Genomic DNA, 16376 nt, shown 5'->3' on the forward strand with positions numbered 1-16376 from the left:
CCCGAAATAGTAACAGATGTAACCAATGCGGCAAGGCTCAGGGGGCGGGCTCCAGGGCCCGGACGGCGGCGCGCTCCACGCGCTCCAGCAGGGAGCGCAGCACCGCGCGTTCAGCGGCTGACAGCTCCGCCAGCACCTCCGCCTCCGCCCGGAGCGCGGCGGGGGCCACGCGCTGGTAGAGCTTGCGGCCGGAGGCGGTCAGCGTCAGGCGCCGCGAGCGGGCATCGCTCTGGCTCGTGGCGCGCCGCACCAGGCCGCGCTCCTCCAGCGAGCGCGCGGCGCGGCTCACCGGCACCTTGTCCATCCGCGTGCGCAGCACGAGCTCCCGCTGCGAGCGCTCGCCGTCCTCGCCCAAGACGGCGATGAGCCGCCACTCCTGGGTGGAGAGGCCGTCCTCGGCCGCGTACACGCGCGCGATGCGCTGGCTCACCACGTTGTCCGCGACCGACAGGCGATAGGGGAGGAAGTCGTCGAGGGTGAGGCGCGCGGGACGTGCTTTCTTCATCGGGCGGCCGACTATAGCCAGCGCCGTGCGCCTGACAGCCCGCCGATGCGCGCTCGCGCGACGTGGTTTCATCGCCGGGCGGGTTTCGTTCCCTTGTCCGCTGACGCCCGTCCGGCTGCCCACCGAGGCGGGCGGACGCGGCCCCGTTGCAGGAGCGGGCAGGGGCGTGGACCTTTCACGCACCATGGCCACGAGCAAGCAGCGCGCCGCCGGGCGCAAGAACATCAAGAAGGCCGCGACCGCCGCCAAGCGCAAGCGCACCTTGAGCAAGCTCCCCAAGAGCACCCGCAGCGCGCTGGGCAAGCAGGCCAACAAGGTGAAGCGCGCCAAGGCGAAGGCGCGCTGAGTCGTCGCGCCCGGGGACGGGAACGCCATGCCACTCTGGCTCCAGGCCGGACTGTGGGGACTGCTCGCCGGGAGCGCGCTGCTCGTCGGCGCGGCGGCGGGCTATGCCTTCCGGCTGCCCACGCGGCTCATCGCCAGCGTCATGGCGTTTGGCGCGGGCGTGCTCATCTCCGCGCTCTCCTTCGACCTGATGGACGAGGCCTTCCACCAGGGCGGCTTCACCCCCACCGCGCTGGGCTTCGTCGCGGGCGCGTCCCTCTACAGCGCGGCCAACGTGGCGCTCTCACGCAGGGGGGCGAAGCACCGCAAGCGCTCCGGCGGGAAGCAGCCCTCGGAGGCCGAGCATGGGGGCAGCGGCATGGCCATCGCCGTGGGCGCGCTGCTCGACGGCATCCCGGAGTCCATCGTCATCGGCGTGAGCCTCATCGCCGGAGGCGCGGTGAGCCTCGTGGCCGTCGTGGCCGTCTTCCTCTCCAACGTCCCGGAGGGTCTCTCCTCCGCGGCGGGGATGAAGCAGGCCGGGCGCTCCCGGGGCTACGTCTTCGGCGTGTGGGGCGGCATCGCGCTCATCTCCGGCCTGGCGTCGCTGCTGGGCTACGTCGTCTTCCGCGGCTTCGACCCCAGCGTGGTCGCGGGCACCACCGCCGTGGCCGCCGGCGCCATCCTCGCCATGCTCGCGGACACGATGATGCCGGAGGCCACCGAGGGGGCCCATGAGCTCACCGGCCTCATCACCGTCGCGGGCTTCCTCGCCGCGTTCATGCTCACGAAGCTGGGTGGGTGACTTTCCGGGGAATGCGGGGGTGGGTGCTAGTCTCGCGCTCCCATCCGTCTTCGGAAGGAGTGCGCTCCATGTTGTCGTTGCTCGCCGCCGTCCTGCTGGCCTCCGCGCCCACGTCCCCGTCGCTGTCACTGCTGACGCCGGAGGATGGGCCGGCGCACTCCGCGCGGCTGCTGGGGGCGCAGCAGGCCCCGGTGGTTGGGGCTCCCGAGTCGACGCCCTTTCCGGACGGCGGCCTGGACGCGCGAATCCAGGAGCTGACCCAGCGCGTGGGCCTGCTCCAGGAGGAGATCGACGGCATCCGCCTGGGGCGTCCCCGCAGCTCGAAGATCATGACGACCTTCGGCTTCATCCTCGGGGCGGCGCTGCTGTTCGGCCTGCCCGTGTTGATTGATGGCTTGCTGGACTCAGGCACGGACCAGGACCTGAAGCTCATCGTGGGCGTTCCCCTGACGATCGTCGGTGTGGTGGGGGTGGTGATGGTGGTCGTGGGCTTCAGCCGGGGAGGGCGCATCGCGCGGGAGAAGAAGGCGCGCCGCGACGCGCTCGTCCAGGAGAAGACCCAGTTGGAGGCGGAGCTGCGGGACCTGCGGGCCCGCCGCAACGGGATGCGCACGCGGCAGTGGCAGCCCCGTCCGTCCCTGCCCCTCATCGCCGTGAACTTCTAGGCCGGGCCCCTGGTGACAGCGGTCATCAGGCCCCTGACGGCGGTCATCAGGGGCCGGGCTCCGGGGCCGGAGTAAACCCCTGGAATCACGAGGAGGCCTTGCGTTCCAGGGGGGCTCCGGAGGCGGCACGGCGGTTGCTCTAGGGATGGGCACACGACGTCTTCCGCATCCGAGGCCCCTCATGAAGCTGCGCTCCTCCTCCTTCTCCAAGCCTTCCATCCCCTCCGGTTCCAGCACGCGCAGCCCCAGCGCGCCCCCCAAGCTGGAGACGCCCAAGACGGTGAAGCCGGAGACGGTGTCGAAGCCGAAGGCGCCCACGGCCTCGGAGCTGCAGGCCGGCAAGAACAACCTCAAGCCCGCGGACCACGGCGTGGTGCACCCGGACCTGCCGGGTATCCGGACCCGCCGTGACAACGGCCAGACCGGCGCGCAGTTCGCGGACTTCACGCAGGACGCGCGCAACTCCACGCACACGCTGATGAGCCGCCCCGTGGGCAACCAGATGCTGACGGACCTCAACGGCCGCACGCAGCACGTGAACCCCGGCAAGACGGGCACGCCGCAGAAGCCGCTGACGGTGGCGGACATCTACTCCGGCCGCAACGAGTCCATGCCCATGTCGCACCGCCCGCGTCACGACGGCACGGTGCAGTCGCTGCGCCCGGCGTACCGCTACGACGGCCAGCCCAGCGCGGGCCAGGCCAGCCGCATCAACTACAACGAGAACGACCCCGGCAAGCGCTTCAACAGCCTGGGCCACGAGTCCGTGCACGCCTGGCGCGCCGCCAATGGCACGCAGGTGAGCCCGCTGGCGGTGAGCAAGCACTCCAACGCGGACGTGTTCAAGCGCTACCCCGAGCACTCGGCCGCGATGAAGGACACGGTGGAGACGCGCCTGCAGCTGCGCGAGGAGTTCGAGACGGTGGGCCTGCGCCCCACGCCGCGCATGCCGAACGCGCCCACGGAGAACGCCATCCGTGCCGAGCACGGCCTGCCCGCGCGCCAGGACTACTCGGGCTTCCGCCCCGGCGCGAACAAGAACGACGCGAACTTCGAGAACTACGACATGGGCTCGGATGACCGCAGCCGGTTCCAGAAGTTCATGGGCACCCCGTCGCCGCTCGGGAAGATCGTCGGCGACCTGGAGAAGTAGGCCCTCTTTCGGGACGCGTCCGGGCGAGGGGTTCGCCGGTGGGATTGCCGCGCGCGCAACCACCCCCCACCGTTGACCTGGGACCCAGGTCCAAGGGGGCATTCCATGCGCGCGCGATTCCTGTTCATCCTCATCCCGTTCCTGATGACCTCGGGGACGTCTGTCGGAGCGCATGGCAATCCGTCCGCCCTGTCGAGCCTGACCTCGCTCGCGCAGGGGGCCGTGCTCTTCGATGACCTGGGGAACTTCCAGCGCAAGGTGAGCACGCGGTCACCGGAGGCGCAGGCCTTCTTCGACCAGGGCATGCGGCTGACGTATGCCTTCAACCACGACGAGGCCGCGCGCTCGTTCGCCCGGGCCGCGCAGTTGGATCCGTCCTGCGCCATGTGCTTCTGGGGCACCGCCCTGGTGCTGGGGCCCAACTACAACGTGCCCATGCTGCCGGACCGGGCCGCGACCGCGTGGACCGCCCTGCAGCGGGCCCGGGCGCTCGCCCCCACGGCGCCCCCGGTGGAGCAGGCGCTCATCGGCGCGCTGTCGAAGCGCTATGGAGGGCCGGAGCCCCGCACGCCGGAGCAGATGAAGCCCTTCTCCCAGTCCTATGCCAACGCCATGCGCGACGTGGCGAAGCGCTTCCCGGACGACCTGGACGTGCAGGTGCTGTTCGCCGAGTCGTTGATGGACCTGAACCCGTGGAAGCTGTGGACGCTGGAGGGCAAGCCCAACCCGGGGACGGAGGAGATCGTCTCGCGGCTGGAGAAGGTGCTCGCGCGCGCGCCGGACCACCCGGGCGCCAATCACTATTACATCCACGCCATCGAGGCTTCGGAGCACCCCGAGCGCGCGCTGGCCTCCGCGGACCGGCTGCCGGACCTGATGCCGGGCGCGGGGCACGTCGTGCACATGCCGGCGCACATCTACCAGCGCGTGGGCCGGTATGCGGACGCCTCGGAGAGCAACCGCCGCGCCGTCGACGCGGACAATGCCTATCTGCGCAAGGTGGAGCCCATCGGTTACTACCCGATGTACCTCGCGCACAACTGGGGCTTCCTGTCGTTCTCCGCGTCCATGGAGGGCCGGCGCGAGGAGTCCATCCGCGCCGCGCGCGAGTCCTCGAAGGTCCTGCCGCCGGAGATGCTGACGGAGATGCCGGGCATGGACTTCTTCGTCTCCGAGCCGCTGCTGGCGATGGTGCGCTTCGGCCGCTTCGATGAGCTGCTCGCCCAGCCCCGGCCGGACGCGAAGTACCCGGTGCTGACGGGCCTGTGGCTGCACGCGCACGGACTGGCGCTCGCCGCGAAGGGCGAGTTCAAGCGGGCCCGCGCGGAGCACGATGAGCTGGTGAAGCTGGCCGCGAGCGTCCCGGACACGCTGACCGCCGGGAACAACTCGGCGAAGGACGTGCTGGACGTGGCGGCCCGCGTGCTCGACGCCTCCATCGCGGAGCGGCAGGGCTGCGCGGATGCGTTGTCGCGCTGGGACGACGCGGTGCGGGCGGCGGATCAGCTGGCCTACTCCGAGCCCAGCGACTGGTTCTACCCGGTGCGCCACTACCAGGGCGCGGCGCTGCTGGACGCGAAGCAGTACAGGGCCGCGGAGGCCGTCTACCAGGAGGACCTGCGCCGCAACCCGGGCAACGGCTGGGCCCTCTTCGGGCTCATGCAGTCGCTGAAGGGGCAGGGCAGGACGGCGGAAGCCACCGCCGCGCGTCAGCGCTTCGAGACGGCCTGGGCGAACGCGGACATCGCGCTCACGCGCACGGCCTTCTGAAGTCAGCGCGCTTCGGCGCGGCGAAAGCCATACACCCAGGCTCCGGCGGCGATGAGCGCGGGGAGGACCACGGACAGGGTGAGCGCGCCGAACACGGCGTCGTTCACCGGCTGCCCGATGAGGTCCACGCCGGACACCCGCAGCCACGCCTTCACGCAGGTGATGCCCCAGTTGGCCCAGTTGGCGACGATGACCGCCCAGGCCAGCCGGCGCTGTCCCACGGGGCCGTAGCGCAGCATGGGCAGCGTCCACGCGACGCCCAAGAGGAAGAACGTCCCCATCAGCGCGTTCAGGTGCGCGGCGAGCGCCATGTGCGGATCCGCCGGCACCTTGCCCGTCATCGCCGCGGAGACGTAGCCGCCCGTGAGCAGCCCCACCAGCATCAGCCAGGCCCCGGCGTGCGCCATGAGCCGGGCCGCGGGCTGGACCTGTGCCTGGGTCTCAGGCACCGCGGTGGATTCGGGGACGGCGGCCTCGGAGAGGGGACGGGCGGAAGCGGTGTGCATGGTGGGCGGAGCGTCATCCTCGCACCCGGCCAAGCCTGGACGCCAATCACCCCCTCCTGACTCCCAGCGTCAGAAGCGGGCCTGGAGCAGCACGTTGACGCCCACCGCGTTGGCGGGCTGGAAGACGGGCTCGGCGACGCCCGTCAGGTCGTCCTCGAAGCGGGTCCGGTTCGGGTCGTGGGTGTAGGAGACCTCCGCCAGCACGCCCGCCACCGTCCCCAGGTCCCAGCGGGCCGTGGCCTTCACGGTCACCACCAGCCTCGGGACCTCACCCTCGGGCAGGATGTCGAGCTGGTTGGGGCCCCGGAACACGATGTCGCGGGCCGGGAAGTCCACCAGCGCGTTCCGGAGCGAGGCGGGCCGGGTGACGCGCAGGAGCAGCCCGGGCGTCAGCCCCCAGGCCTGGAGGTGGTAGTCGCTGCTCAGCGTGCCGGACACCTCCGCGCGCGTCTCCGCGTCGTCCAGGAAGTCCTGGTGCGGGGGGAACCCGGGCACGTCCATCTGGAGGAAGCCGAGCGTGCGGACATAGGCCAGCGCGTGCGCCCGCCAGAAGCCCTGCTTCACCCGCGCCTCCAGGGCCCCCGCCCCCGAGGTCTGCGTGCTTCGCTGGGGCGGGGTGGTCCCCGGAGCCAGCAGGCCCTGCGACGCGAAACTTCCCTCCAGCGACACGGAGGCGCCGAAGCCTCCGGTGTACGTCTCCGGCTGGAAGAAGCGCTCGAAGAAGGTCGGGTCGCCCGAGTAGAGCGTCAGGTCGACGTTGTTCCCCACGGGCTCGCCCCGGTGCCAGACCGCGCCCAGCGAGGCCCCACGCACGGGGACGTCCAGCTCGATGCCCTGGATCGCGGCGGCGGGGATCTGCCCCCGGTTGAGCACGGTGCCCTTCGCGGCCAGCCGCAGCTCGGGGGTGACGTCCAGGAAGCCGCCCGCGAGCAGGGCATAGTGGCGTGAGGACTCCAGCACGAGGTCATCGGCCACGTTGGCGGACTTGAGCGCCACGAAGGCCTCCCACCGCCGCCGGGACAGGCGCAGCTCCAGCGCGGACTCGTTGCCGGTGCGGCGGGGGAACGCCTGCCGCTCCCAGCTCACCGGCCAGGTGAAGCCCATGTAGAGCCGCGACGTGCTCAGCGGATGGACCGCTACGACAAAACCCTCTCCGGACTCCCAGCCCGACGGGCGGTAGCGCAGCCGCAGGTTGCTGCCGAAGTCCTGCAGGCTGATGCCCTGGGTGCCCGGCGTGGACAGGAAGAACGACAGCGTGGCTTCCGCGCGCAGGCCCGACGCGAGCTCCGGCGTATGGCCTTCCAGCGCCGCGTGGAAGGACGTGCCCGAGCCCTCGCGGTCGATGTCCTCGTCGAGGGCCTGGAACGACAGCCGCGCCTGGAGGGGCGCTTCAGCGGGCGTGGATTCGGGGGCCTGCCCCAGGAGGAGCAGCAGGGGCAGCGTCAGCAAGGGAGCCGTCATGGACGCGCGCGTCTATCACGGGTCGATGCGGCTGTGGCGCCGGGTGTCTGGCATCACGGTGTAGACGAGCAGCGAGCAGAAGATGCAGGCCGTGACGTACCAGAAGAACCACGCCTCGTGCCCGGCCAGCTTCAGGCGCGTGCCCACGTACTCCGCGGTGCCGCCGAAGAGGGACACCGTGAGCGCGTACGGCAGCCCCACGCCCAGTGCGCGGATGCGCGCGGGGAACAGCTCCGCCTTCACCACCGCGTTGATGGACGTGTAGCCGGAGAGGATGACCAGCGCCGCGAGCACCAGCAGGAACGCGGTGAAGGCGTCCTTCGTCCGCGTCAGCGCGGTGAGCAGCGGCACGGTGCACAGCGTGCCCAGGATGCCAAAGCCCATCAGCACCGGCCTGCGCCCCACCTTGTCGGAGACGAAGCCCAGCACCGGCTGGAGCAGCATGTACAGGAACAACGAGCCCGCGGAGATGAGCGTGGCCTCATCCCGCGTGAGCCCCACGGAGTTCACCAGGAACTTCTGCATGTAGACGGTGTATGTGTAGAAGGCCAGCGTCCCGCCCAGGGTGAGCCCCACCACGACGGCGATCTCCTTCGGGTGGCGCAACAGCTCCCGCATGGGGTGGTGCCGGGCCTTCGTCGCGGCCTCGCGCGTGAAGGCCTCCGTCTCCACCATGTTGCGCCGCATGTAGAAGCCGAAGACGGCCAGCGCCGCGCCAATGCCAAACGGGATGCGCCAGCCCCACGCCTCCAGCTGCGGGCCCGTCAACAGCAGCCGCTGCAACACCAGCAGCGTCAGCGTGGCCAGGAGCTGTCCCAGGATGAGCGTGACGTACTGGAAGGAGCTGTAGAAGCCCCGGTGGCGGGAGGTGGCCACCTCGCTCAGGTACGTGGCGCTGGTGCCGTACTCGCCGCCCAGGGAGAGCCCCTGGAGCAGCCGCGCGAGCATCAGCACGATGGGGGCCGCCACGCCGATGCGCGCGTACGTGGGGCACACGGCGATGACCAGCGAGCCCAGGCACATCAGCGTGACGGACACCGTCAGCGCGGACCTGCGGCCCTTCAGGTCCGCGTAGAGCCCCATCAGCCAGCCGCCCACCGGCCGGATGAGGAAGCCCAGCGCGAACACCCCGGCGGTGTTGAGCTGCTGCACCAGCGGATCCGCGTCCGGGAAGAACGCCTGCGCGAAGTACAGCGAGAACGCGGAGTAGACGTAGAAGTCGTACCACTCGATGAGGTTGCCCACCGAGCCGCCGAAGATGGAGAGCAGCCGCTGCCGCGTCGCGGACATCGGGCGGGCTCAGGCCTTCAGCGTGCGGCCGAACAGGTCCTCGATGCGGGTCCAATGCGTCTCCGCGACCTCCGCGTTGAACTGCGGCGTGCCCGGCACCGCGTAGCCGTGCTGTGCGCCGGGGTAGAGCTCCGAGCGGTACTTCACGCCCGCGTCCTTCAGCGCCGCCTCCAGCGTGCGGATGGCGTCCGCGGGCATGGCGTTGTCCTGGTCCGCGTGGCCGAAGTACAGCTCCGCCTTCACCTGGTTCAGCAGGCGGTGGGGGCTCTCCGGCGAGTCCGTGGCCAGCCGTCCGCCGTGGGACGACGCCACCGCGGCGATGCGGTCCGGGAAGTCCGCGCCCATGCGCACCGCGAGCCCGCCGCTGAAGCAGTAGCCGGCCACGCCCGCCTTCGGGCCCTTCACGAAGGGCTGGCGGAAGAGGAAGTCCAACTCCGCTCCCGCGTCCGCCTTCAGGCGGTCCGGCGTCAGCGTGCCGATGAGCGCGTAGATGCGCTTGCGGAAGGCCTCGTCATGGAACGTGCCCTTGAGCTCCAGCTTCGACGCGGGCGCCTCCCGGTAGAACACGTTGGGCAGCAGCACGACGAAGCCGGACTTCGACAGGCGCCGGGCCATCTGCTCGAAGACGGGCCGGACGCCAAAGGCATCCGTCAGCATGATGACCGCGGGCCACGGCCCCGAGCCTTCCGGCTGGAACAGCTTCGCGTCCATCACTCCATCCGCGGTCTTGATGTCGACGTCCTGCATGGCGTGGGTCTCCTCCAGGGCGGGCAGGGCTGCGCGCCCGCGCTGGAAGAGACACCACACGTGCTGGCGATGCGCCATCCGTTTCGCGCCGGGCCCCCACCACCCCTCGCGAAACGGACACTTGCTTCCCTGGCGGGCCGCGCGACTACTTGACGCAGTTGCCCCAGCCGCGCTTGCTGTTGGAGACGGTCATCTCCCAGTAGCGGGTGCCGCTGTTGTAGTCGATGGACACGCCGTCGGTGTAGTTGCTGGTGCTGAAGTTGCCACCGATGCCGGACAGCATGCAGGCGACGCCACCCGGATCGTAGGCCAGGTTGTGCGTGAAGCTGCCCGGGTTGCCCGCGATCCACAGCCAGCCGCCCTGGTCCGAGGCGACGTCCACGCAGACGGCGCGAGCGCCGCCCGCCGCGCCCAGGTTGCCGCCCAGGTACCAGTTGTACCCGTCGTTCCAGACGCGGGCGTAGTCGGAGTTGGCCGTGTAGCCGCCCGCGGCCTCCACCTGCGTGAGGAAGCAGCGGCGCGCGGAGGTGACCGCGCCCAGCAGCTTCGCCGCCTGGCCGTCGTACCAGGAGACCTCCGGGGTCCGGTTGGTGGCGGTGTTGATGCACTGCACGCCCGAGCTCAGCGCCTTGCCGTTGCTCTGGTTGACGAAGATCATCCAGTTGCCCGCGTAATCGAACACGCCCACGCCGGCCCAGCTGGTGCCCTTCAGGTTGCCCTGGACGCCGGTCAGGAAGCAGGTGCGGTTCGTGGACGTCCCGATGGACGTGGAGGTCAGGCCGTTGGCGGCGGTGCCCCACCAGTACGTCCCGCCCAGGGCCACACCCTGCTCGCTCGCCGCGAGGGACGCGTCCGCCGGGGCGGCGGTCTCGGTGACAGCTTCGGCCGGCGCGGTCTCGTTCGCCAGGGACTGGTCCATCATCGGGTCGCCACCGCAGCCCACCGCGAAGAGGGACAGGGGGGCCGCCAGGAACAGCTTCCGCGCGAAGTGATGGGTAGACATGACGTTTCTCCGTTCTGCGTTCGGGAAATGCCAGCGATGCGTCCTGCTGGCCGGGGTTCGTCCCGGCCGGGTCGCCAGCGGGGAACGTGACGGTGCATGAGCAACCGGGATGCCAACGCCTCGCTCCAGGGGGCGCGCTGCCGAGGGCCGCGAGGAACGGCAAGCCTTGCGTGTCCCCGGTGCCTGGGGCCCGGCAAGGCTTGCACGGACGGCAAGAGTTGCACGGGGGAGCCCTCCTGGCAGGATCCGCGCAGTCTCCGGAAGCGGGAGGACAAGGTGGGCATGCATCGCGAAGGCGCGGCCGTGGTCCGGACCCTGGTGGTGCTGGGCCTGATGTGGGGCGCGGGCGCGCGGGCGGAGGTGACGCGCGCGGAGTTCCTGGTGCCTTCGGAAGAAGGCATCGAGGTGTCCGTCCGCGAGGTGAAGGACTCCGGCATGCAGATGGCGAACCTGCCGCCCCTCATCCTCCTGCACGGCGCGCGGGTGCCGGGGCGCGCCTCGTTCGACCTGCCGGTGGAGGGCGGCTCCCTCGCGGCGGAGCTCGCTCGGGCGGGGCACGCCGTGTACCTCATGGACGCGCGCGGCTATGGCGGCTCCACGCGGCCCCTGGCCATGAGCACGCCCGCGAAGGGCCCGCCCCTGGTGGGCTCGCACGAGGTCGTCCAGGACGTGCACGCGGTGGTGGCCTGGGTGAAGGCGCGCACGGGGCAGCGCCGCGTGGGGCTGGTGGGGTGGGCCACCGGAGGCCACTGGGCGGGCATGTACGCCAGCCTCCACCCGGACAACGTCAGCCACCTGGTGATGCTCAACGCGCTCTATGCGGGCAGCGCGGAGCACAAGATGCTGGGCAGGGGCACGGACTTCGAGGACCCCAAGCGGCCAGGGCAGTTCAACGCGGAGGGCATGGGCGCCTACCGGTGGAACACGGGCGCGTCGCTGATGGCGGTGTGGGACCGGCAACTGCCGGCGGAGGAGGCGGAGCGCGCGAAGTGGCGCGACCCGGAGGTGGCCGCGTCCTTCCAGCGCGAGGCGCTCGCGAGTGATCCGCTGGGCCCTTCGCGCACGCCGTTCGCGTTCCGGGCGCCGTCAGGGGCGCTGGAGGACAGCTTCTACCTGGCCACGGGCCGGCAGCTCTGGGACGGGGCCGCCATCACGGGGAAGGTGTTGATTGTCCGCGCGGAGAACGACTTCTGGAGCCGGCCGGAGGACGTCACGCGCCTCCAGGAGCACCTGAACCACGCGGCCAGCGTGAAGGCCGTGGTGCTGCCGGGCGCGACGCACTTCGTGCACCTGGAGCGGCCGGAGCGGGGCCGCCGCGTCTTCATGGACGAGCTGCTGCGCTTCACCGGCGCCCGCGTCACCCCCGCGCCGAAGCCCCCGAAGCCGGCCGCGCCGTGAGCCGGTTAGACTGGCGATGATGATTTCCATCCGGAGACTCGAACAGGCGACCCCCGACGAGCGGCGGGCGTTGGCCGAGCTGCTCATCGACTCCGTCGAGGGCGGCGCATCGGTGGGCTTCCTGCCGCCGCTGTCGCTGGACGCGGCGGAGGAGTACTGGCGGGGCGTCCTCGCGGCGCTGGGCCCGGGGCTGGTGCTCTGGGTGGCGGAGGTGGACGGGCGCATCGACGGCACCGTGCAGCTCGCGCCGTCCCTGCGTCCCAACGGGCTGCACCGCGCGGAGGTGCAGAAGCTGCTCGTGCACTCGCGGGCCCGGGGACAGGGGCTCGCGTCACGGCTGCTCCAGGAGGTCGAGCAGTTCGCCCGGGGACAGGGGCGCACGTTGCTGGTGCTCGACACGTTGGCGGGCTCGAAGGCGGAGGCCGTCTACCAGCACTTCCAGTGGCAGCGCGCCGGAGAGATTCCCGACTGGGCGCGGCACACCGACGGGGAGCTGCACCCCACGGTCCTCTTCTTCAAACGCCTCACGCCATAGGCATTACGGCGGGAGAACGGCTGCTGGCTTCCCTGGTCCCGGGAGCGCCGAGGGGCGGGGCTTCGCCGCGCCACCCGTGCAGGTGCGGATGCCGCGCGTCTTCATCTGTCATGAGAAGGAGGCCCGGGTGCTCCCCATCGGGCGTGGTGGTTGGAGGACGCGTGATGCGTGGGGCGCGTCCGCTGCTCCAGTAGCGTCCGGAGGCGAAGAAGATGCAGTCCGAGGCATCCAAGGCGACGGGCCGCACCGGCAGGGGGCGCAACAAGGTCCCCAAGGTGTCGCGCGCGGACTCCTCGGAGAAGAAGGGCGGGAAGCTGCGCGGCAATCACTCCACCAAGGCCTGACGTGGCCCGCGGGAGCCTGTGGCCCAGGTGCCCCTATCAGGGATGGTAGGGGTACCGCGCCAGGACCTTCCCCTCTGGCGATACGGCATACAGTTCGTACCAGTGCGCGGAGGGGTTGAATCCAGGTGCTGCCCAGCCGCACTTCTCGACGCGCCGGTTGATCTGCACGAAGTACAGACCGCCATGCTGAGCGACGGAGACCTCCATCGCCTTGGCGGTGTACGAACAATCTTTCGCATACTCCTTTGGAAAGCTCGCCAGCAGCCGCTGCAAGGCCGCATGGGCGGCGAGGAGCGCCGGGCCATCCAGCGTTGCCAGGGGCCGCAGGTCCTCAGGCCATTCGATTCCCTCCGCGATAAGAGGCGTGCGTGGGGTGGTGCCTCCGTCCGCGCTTGTCACCGTGGCGGAGGACACGGGGCTGCCCCCATCTCTCGCGGCGGTACCAGAGGAGGCGGGAGGCGTGCCTCCATCCAGCAGGAGCGTCATGAGAAGGACGTGGTGAGGAAGTTTCATCATGGGGACAGGCTCCAGGGAACTTCTACCACTTCAGTTCGGGCGAGCAGCGAGGCAGCAGCATGCGGGGGCTGCGCATGCCGGAGGACTCTTGTGGACGACAGTTCGCCTGGAACTCCCAACGCGCCTTGTCCTCGCTCCACTGGAAGACCTCCCCGGCGGTGTTCCACTTGTAGAAACGGGGTTCGTCCTTGTGACCCGTGGCGAGCCAGGCCCATGCGGGGATCAACCGGTTGCTTGAATCACGCGCCAGCTGTCCATCCGGGCTTGCCGCATAGGACACCATTGTCCACAACCCATCCGCCATCTTCACTGCGGGAAACTGCCCCAGGTCGTCACTGCTCATGCGCGTCGAGCAGGGATGGTTGTGCGCGAAGCCGATGATGGGCACGCCCCGGCCATAGGACTCATCGTCGACGCCACCGAAGGGAGGCTGGCAGGAGCTGCGCTCCTTCAGCAGGTTGCGGATGGGCCAGGAAACACGCCAGTCCTGCGGCGTCTTGTAGAGGGCGACACAATATTCGGCTGCATCCGGCCGTGGACCACCGGTGTTCGGGTCGCAGGCGTCCGCCGCGCCCGGCAAGGCCATCAGGGCCCGGAGCGTTGGCAGCACCAGGTCATCCGGAATCGTGTCTGAGCCCGAGATGACAGTCGGGACGTTCTCGTGCGGCCATGGCCCGGGCGCCACAGCGAGGTCGAACCGGCCCTCCAGGATGGGCAGCTCGGAGCGGAGGAAGTAGTGGCGACGGCCCGCGCATCCCAGGGCCAGCAAGAACAAGAGGGTGCGGGTCCGTCGCAATCCGGGCATGGCTCTTTCAGGATAGCGGGCCGTCAGTCCGCGCGGAGCACGACCGCGGGGGGCACGTTCGCGGCCCTCCGCGCGGGCAGCAGGGCCGCGAGGAAGGCCACGGCTCCGAGCACCGCCACCACCAGTCCGTAGGTGAGCGGATCCGTGGGCCGCACCCCGTTGAGCAGGTGTGACAACGCGCGGCTGGCTCCCCACGCGAGCCCCAACCCCAGCACGAGCCCCACCGCCGTGAGCCGCAGGTAGTGGCTCAACACCATCCCCATGAGCTGGCCCGCTCGCGCTCCCAATGCCATGCGGATGCCCAGCTCGCGCGTGCGCTGCACCACCGCGTAGGCCACCACCCCGTAGAGCCCCACCGCCGCCAGCACCAGCGCCACGCCCGCGAAGAGGCTCGCCAGCAGCAGATAGAAGCGCAGCGGCGCCACCGTCGCATCCACCACCGACGCCAGCGTCCGCACGCTGCCCACCGCGAGGTTCGCGTCCATCGCGCGAACCTCCGTGCGCACCGCCCTGGCCAGCGCGAGCGGCTCCCCGGAGGTGCGCAGCACCAGCGTCATGTCCGTGGAGCGCGCCTGCTCATAGGGCACGTACACCTCCGGCGCGGCGGGCACCGCCAGCCCCTCCGTCGCCAGGTTCGCCACCACCCCCACCACCCGGCCCCCGAACGCGCCGTTGCCCCAGTCCATGTCCGTGTCCACGGTGCGGCCCAACGGATCCTCTCCCGGCCAGAAGCGCCGCGCCGCCTCCGCGTTGATCAACACCGCGCGCCCTCCCGCGCCCCGGTCCTCCGGCAAGAGTCCCCGGCCGCGAAGCACCGGCACGCGCAGCGCCTCCAGCGCCCCCGGCGTGACGATGCGGATGCTGGCCTGCCAGGGCTCCGTTCCCGGCGGCACCGGCCGCGTCGGATCGCGCACCGCGAGCGTCCAGCGCTTGCCCTCCATGGGCAGCGCGTTCACCACGCCCGCGGCCTCCACGCCGGGCAGGGCCCGCAGCCGCTCGAGCAGCGCGTCATAGAACGCCGCGGGCGCCGCGCCGCCAAAGGCATAGCGGATGGGCGGCAGGTCGAGCTTCACCGTCAACACGCCCTCGGACCGGAAGCCCGGGTCGATGCGCCGCAGGTGCACGAAGCTGCGCAGGAGCAGCCCCGCGCTCACCAGCAGCAGCACCGCCAGCGCCGTCTCCGCCACGATGAGCGCCGCGCGGGTGCGGTGGTGGTGCGCGGCGCCTCCCGCGCCCTCGCCCGTGGTCCTGAGCACGCGCGCCAGCTCCACCCGCGACGTCTGCCACGCGGGCACCAGCCCGAAGAGGAGCGTGGTGAACACCGACAGGCCCGCGGTGAACGCCAGCACCGTGCCGTCGAGCGACACCTCGTCGATGCGCGGAATGTCCCGGGGCCCGAACGCCGCCAGCGCATCCAGTGCCCACATGGCCGCGAGCAGCCCCGCCACGCCGCCCAGCACCGACAGGAGCGTGCTCTCCATCAGCAGCTCCCGCGCGATGCGCCCCCGGCTGGCGCCCAACGCCAGACGCACGGACGTCTCTCCCTCGCGCGACGCGGCCCGCGCCAGCAGGAGGTGCATGAGGTTGGCGCACGCGATGAGCAGCACCAGCCCCACCGCGCCCAGCATCAGCAGCAGCGAGGGGCGCACCGGGCCCAGCAGCACGTCGCGCAGCGGCTCCACGCTCGCGCCCATGTCCGCGTTCGTCGCCGGGTACCGCGCCGCCAGGCTCCGCGCCACCGCCGAGGCCTCCTCCCTCGCCCGCGCGAGGCTCACGCCCGGTGCCAGCCGTCCGTACACCTCCAGCCAGTGCGCGCCGCGCGCCTCCGGCTTCGTCATGGACTCGTCCTGGACCAGCGGCGTCCACAGCTCCGCGCGCGAGGGGAAGTCGAACCCCGGCGCCATCACGCCCACCACCGTCCACGGCAGGGGCCCGCCCAGGTTCAGCGTGCGTCCCAGCACGTCCGGGCTGCCGCCAAAGCGGCGCTGCCAGAGCGAATAGGACAGCACCGCGACCTGCGGCGCCCCCGGCGCGTCATCCCCCGCCTGGAGCGCGCGGCCCAGCTGCACCCGGGGCCCCAGCACCTGGAAGAACCCGGCCGTCACCAGCCCGGCCTGCACCTTCATGGGCGAGGCCTCCGTGCGGTCCGCGCCGAGCGTCACCATCGCGGGGGCCACGCCGATGAGCCCCTCGAAGGACCGCGTCTGTTCGCGCAGGTCCACCAGGTCCGGCGGCGAGGTGAGCCCCGCGCCCTGCCGGCCCACGCTGAACAGCCGCACGAGCCGCGCGTCGTCGTGCAGGGGCAACGGCCGCAGCAGCACCGCGTGCACCACGCTGAAGATGGCGACGTTGGCGCCGATGCCCAGCGCCAGCGTGGCCACCGCCACGACGGTGAAGGTGGGGCTGCCGCGCAGCCGCCGCAGCGCGAGCCGGAGGTCCTGGAGGAGGGAGGCCATGTCGGACGCCTTGAGCATGGCGCATGCCACGGGGGCCGGGACAGCCACTCCCGGGCGACAGGGGGATGAACCCCTCACGTCGCTGACCGGCGC

17 protein-coding genes are annotated in these 16376 nt (G+C 71.2%); 8 read left to right on the forward strand and 9 right to left on the reverse strand.

Annotated features, from left to right (window positions below; translation table 11 throughout):
* Positions 1–37: 37 nt before the first annotated feature.
* Entirely contained in the window at positions 38–505 is a 468-nt protein-coding gene (locus JYK02_RS03435; RefSeq protein WP_207048406.1) for a MarR family winged helix-turn-helix transcriptional regulator, read from the reverse strand.
* 166 nt (positions 506–671) lie between these two features.
* Between JYK02_RS03435 and JYK02_RS03440 the strand changes: the two genes are divergently transcribed.
* The 5 genes from JYK02_RS03440 to JYK02_RS03460 all read left to right on the forward strand — a co-directional run bounded on the left by JYK02_RS03440 (position 672) and on the right by JYK02_RS03460 (position 5222).
* Positions 672–851 carry a hypothetical protein gene (locus tag JYK02_RS03440; protein ID WP_207048407.1) on the forward strand — a complete coding sequence of 60 codons (180 nt, stop codon included), beginning with the start codon at positions 672–674 and terminating at the stop codon, positions 849–851.
* A 27-nt stretch (positions 852–878) separates the two neighbouring features.
* Complete coding sequence (locus JYK02_RS03445) at positions 879–1634, forward strand: ZIP family metal transporter (RefSeq protein WP_207048408.1); 756 nt, start codon at positions 879–881, stop codon at positions 1632–1634.
* A 68-nt stretch (positions 1635–1702) separates the two neighbouring features.
* A complete protein-coding gene (locus JYK02_RS03450; protein WP_207048409.1) occupies positions 1703–2299 on the forward strand; it encodes a hypothetical protein in 597 nt (198 codons plus the stop codon).
* 181 nt (positions 2300–2480) lie between these two features.
* Complete coding sequence (locus JYK02_RS03455; protein ID WP_207048410.1) at positions 2481–3452, forward strand: type III secretion system effector protein; 972 nt, start codon at positions 2481–2483, stop codon at positions 3450–3452.
* Between the two features lie 105 nt (positions 3453–3557).
* The gene (locus JYK02_RS03460) at positions 3558–5222 is read left to right on the forward strand and encodes a tetratricopeptide repeat protein (protein ID WP_207048411.1); all 1665 of its coding nucleotides are present in this window, start codon (positions 3558–3560) and stop codon (positions 5220–5222) included.
* A 2-nt stretch (positions 5223–5224) separates the two neighbouring features.
* Here JYK02_RS03460 and JYK02_RS03465 read toward each other — a convergent pair whose 3' ends face one another.
* From JYK02_RS03465 to JYK02_RS03485, 5 genes are all read right to left on the reverse strand, one after another.
* Positions 5225–5728 carry a hypothetical protein gene (locus JYK02_RS03465; RefSeq protein WP_242588308.1) on the reverse strand — a complete coding sequence of 168 codons (504 nt, stop codon included), beginning with the start codon at positions 5726–5728 and terminating at the stop codon, positions 5225–5227.
* Between the two features lie 69 nt (positions 5729–5797).
* Positions 5798–7189 carry a hypothetical protein gene (locus tag JYK02_RS03470; RefSeq protein ID WP_207048412.1) on the reverse strand — a complete coding sequence of 464 codons (1392 nt, stop codon included), beginning with the start codon at positions 7187–7189 and terminating at the stop codon, positions 5798–5800.
* Between the two features lie 15 nt (positions 7190–7204).
* Positions 7205–8479 carry an MFS transporter gene (locus JYK02_RS03475; protein ID WP_207048413.1) on the reverse strand — a complete coding sequence of 425 codons (1275 nt, stop codon included), beginning with the start codon at positions 8477–8479 and terminating at the stop codon, positions 7205–7207.
* A gap of 9 nt (positions 8480–8488) precedes the next feature.
* Entirely contained in the window at positions 8489–9226 is a 738-nt protein-coding gene (locus JYK02_RS03480; protein WP_207048414.1) for a dienelactone hydrolase family protein, read from the reverse strand.
* Between the two features lie 145 nt (positions 9227–9371).
* Positions 9372–10229, reverse strand: coding sequence for a hypothetical protein (locus JYK02_RS03485; protein WP_207048415.1), 858 nt, complete (start codon positions 10227–10229; stop codon positions 9372–9374).
* A gap of 282 nt (positions 10230–10511) precedes the next feature.
* Between JYK02_RS03485 and JYK02_RS03490 the strand changes: the two genes are divergently transcribed.
* The 3 genes from JYK02_RS03490 to JYK02_RS40325 all read left to right on the forward strand — a co-directional run bounded on the left by JYK02_RS03490 (position 10512) and on the right by JYK02_RS40325 (position 12506).
* Positions 10512–11627, forward strand: coding sequence for an alpha/beta fold hydrolase (locus JYK02_RS03490; protein WP_207048416.1), 1116 nt, complete (start codon positions 10512–10514; stop codon positions 11625–11627).
* A gap of 16 nt (positions 11628–11643) precedes the next feature.
* A complete protein-coding gene (locus JYK02_RS03495; RefSeq protein WP_242588309.1) occupies positions 11644–12162 on the forward strand; it encodes a GNAT family N-acetyltransferase in 519 nt (172 codons plus the stop codon).
* A 212-nt stretch (positions 12163–12374) separates the two neighbouring features.
* Positions 12375–12506, forward strand: a complete 132-nt coding sequence (locus JYK02_RS40325; RefSeq protein ID WP_277991222.1) for a hypothetical protein — start codon at positions 12375–12377, stop codon at positions 12504–12506.
* Positions 12507–12542: 36 nt separating this feature from the next.
* On the opposite strand, the gene JYK02_RS03500 is transcribed toward JYK02_RS40325, so the two are convergent.
* From JYK02_RS03500 to JYK02_RS03510, 3 genes are all read right to left on the reverse strand, one after another.
* Positions 12543–12920, reverse strand: a complete 378-nt coding sequence (locus JYK02_RS03500) for a hypothetical protein (protein WP_242588310.1) — start codon at positions 12918–12920, stop codon at positions 12543–12545.
* A gap of 124 nt (positions 12921–13044) precedes the next feature.
* A complete protein-coding gene (locus JYK02_RS03505) occupies positions 13045–13797 on the reverse strand; it encodes a hypothetical protein (protein ID WP_242588311.1) in 753 nt (250 codons plus the stop codon).
* 53 nt (positions 13798–13850) lie between these two features.
* Positions 13851–16283, reverse strand: coding sequence for an ABC transporter permease (locus JYK02_RS03510; RefSeq protein ID WP_207048418.1), 2433 nt, complete (start codon positions 16281–16283; stop codon positions 13851–13853).
* Between the last annotated feature and the right edge of the window lie 93 nt (positions 16284–16376).

Source organism: Corallococcus macrosporus, assembly GCF_017302985.1.
Taxonomy (GTDB): Bacteria; Myxococcota; Myxococcia; order Myxococcales; family Myxococcaceae; genus Corallococcus; species Corallococcus macrosporus_A.

Excerpts from the sequence above, each read along its gene's own strand:
- JYK02_RS03435 (WP_207048406.1), bottom strand. The coding sequence starts at position 505 with ATGAAGAAAGCACGTCCCGCGCGCCTCACCCTCGACGACTTCCTCCCC.
- JYK02_RS03445 (WP_207048408.1), top strand. The coding sequence starts at position 879 with ATGCCACTCTGGCTCCAGGCCGGACTGTGGGGACTGCTCGCCGGGAGC.
- JYK02_RS03450 (WP_207048409.1), top strand. The coding sequence starts at position 1,703 with ATGTTGTCGTTGCTCGCCGCCGTCCTGCTGGCCTCCGCGCCCACGTCC.
- JYK02_RS03455 (WP_207048410.1), top strand. The coding sequence starts at position 2,481 with ATGAAGCTGCGCTCCTCCTCCTTCTCCAAGCCTTCCATCCCCTCCGGT.
- JYK02_RS03460 (WP_207048411.1), top strand. The coding sequence starts at position 3,558 with ATGCGCGCGCGATTCCTGTTCATCCTCATCCCGTTCCTGATGACCTCG.
- JYK02_RS03465 (WP_242588308.1), bottom strand. The coding sequence starts at position 5,728 with ATGCACACCGCTTCCGCCCGTCCCCTCTCCGAGGCCGCCGTCCCCGAA.
- JYK02_RS03470 (WP_207048412.1), bottom strand. The coding sequence starts at position 7,189 with ATGACGGCTCCCTTGCTGACGCTGCCCCTGCTGCTCCTCCTGGGGCAG.
- JYK02_RS03475 (WP_207048413.1), bottom strand. The coding sequence starts at position 8,479 with ATGTCCGCGACGCGGCAGCGGCTGCTCTCCATCTTCGGCGGCTCGGTG.
- JYK02_RS03480 (WP_207048414.1), bottom strand. The coding sequence starts at position 9,226 with ATGCAGGACGTCGACATCAAGACCGCGGATGGAGTGATGGACGCGAAG.
- JYK02_RS03485 (WP_207048415.1), bottom strand. The coding sequence starts at position 10,229 with ATGTCTACCCATCACTTCGCGCGGAAGCTGTTCCTGGCGGCCCCCCTG.
- JYK02_RS03490 (WP_207048416.1), top strand. The coding sequence starts at position 10,512 with ATGCATCGCGAAGGCGCGGCCGTGGTCCGGACCCTGGTGGTGCTGGGC.
- JYK02_RS03495 (WP_242588309.1), top strand. The coding sequence starts at position 11,644 with ATGATGATTTCCATCCGGAGACTCGAACAGGCGACCCCCGACGAGCGG.
- JYK02_RS40325 (WP_277991222.1), top strand. The coding sequence starts at position 12,375 with ATGCAGTCCGAGGCATCCAAGGCGACGGGCCGCACCGGCAGGGGGCGC.
- JYK02_RS03510 (WP_207048418.1), bottom strand. The coding sequence starts at position 16,283 with ATGGCCTCCCTCCTCCAGGACCTCCGGCTCGCGCTGCGGCGGCTGCGC.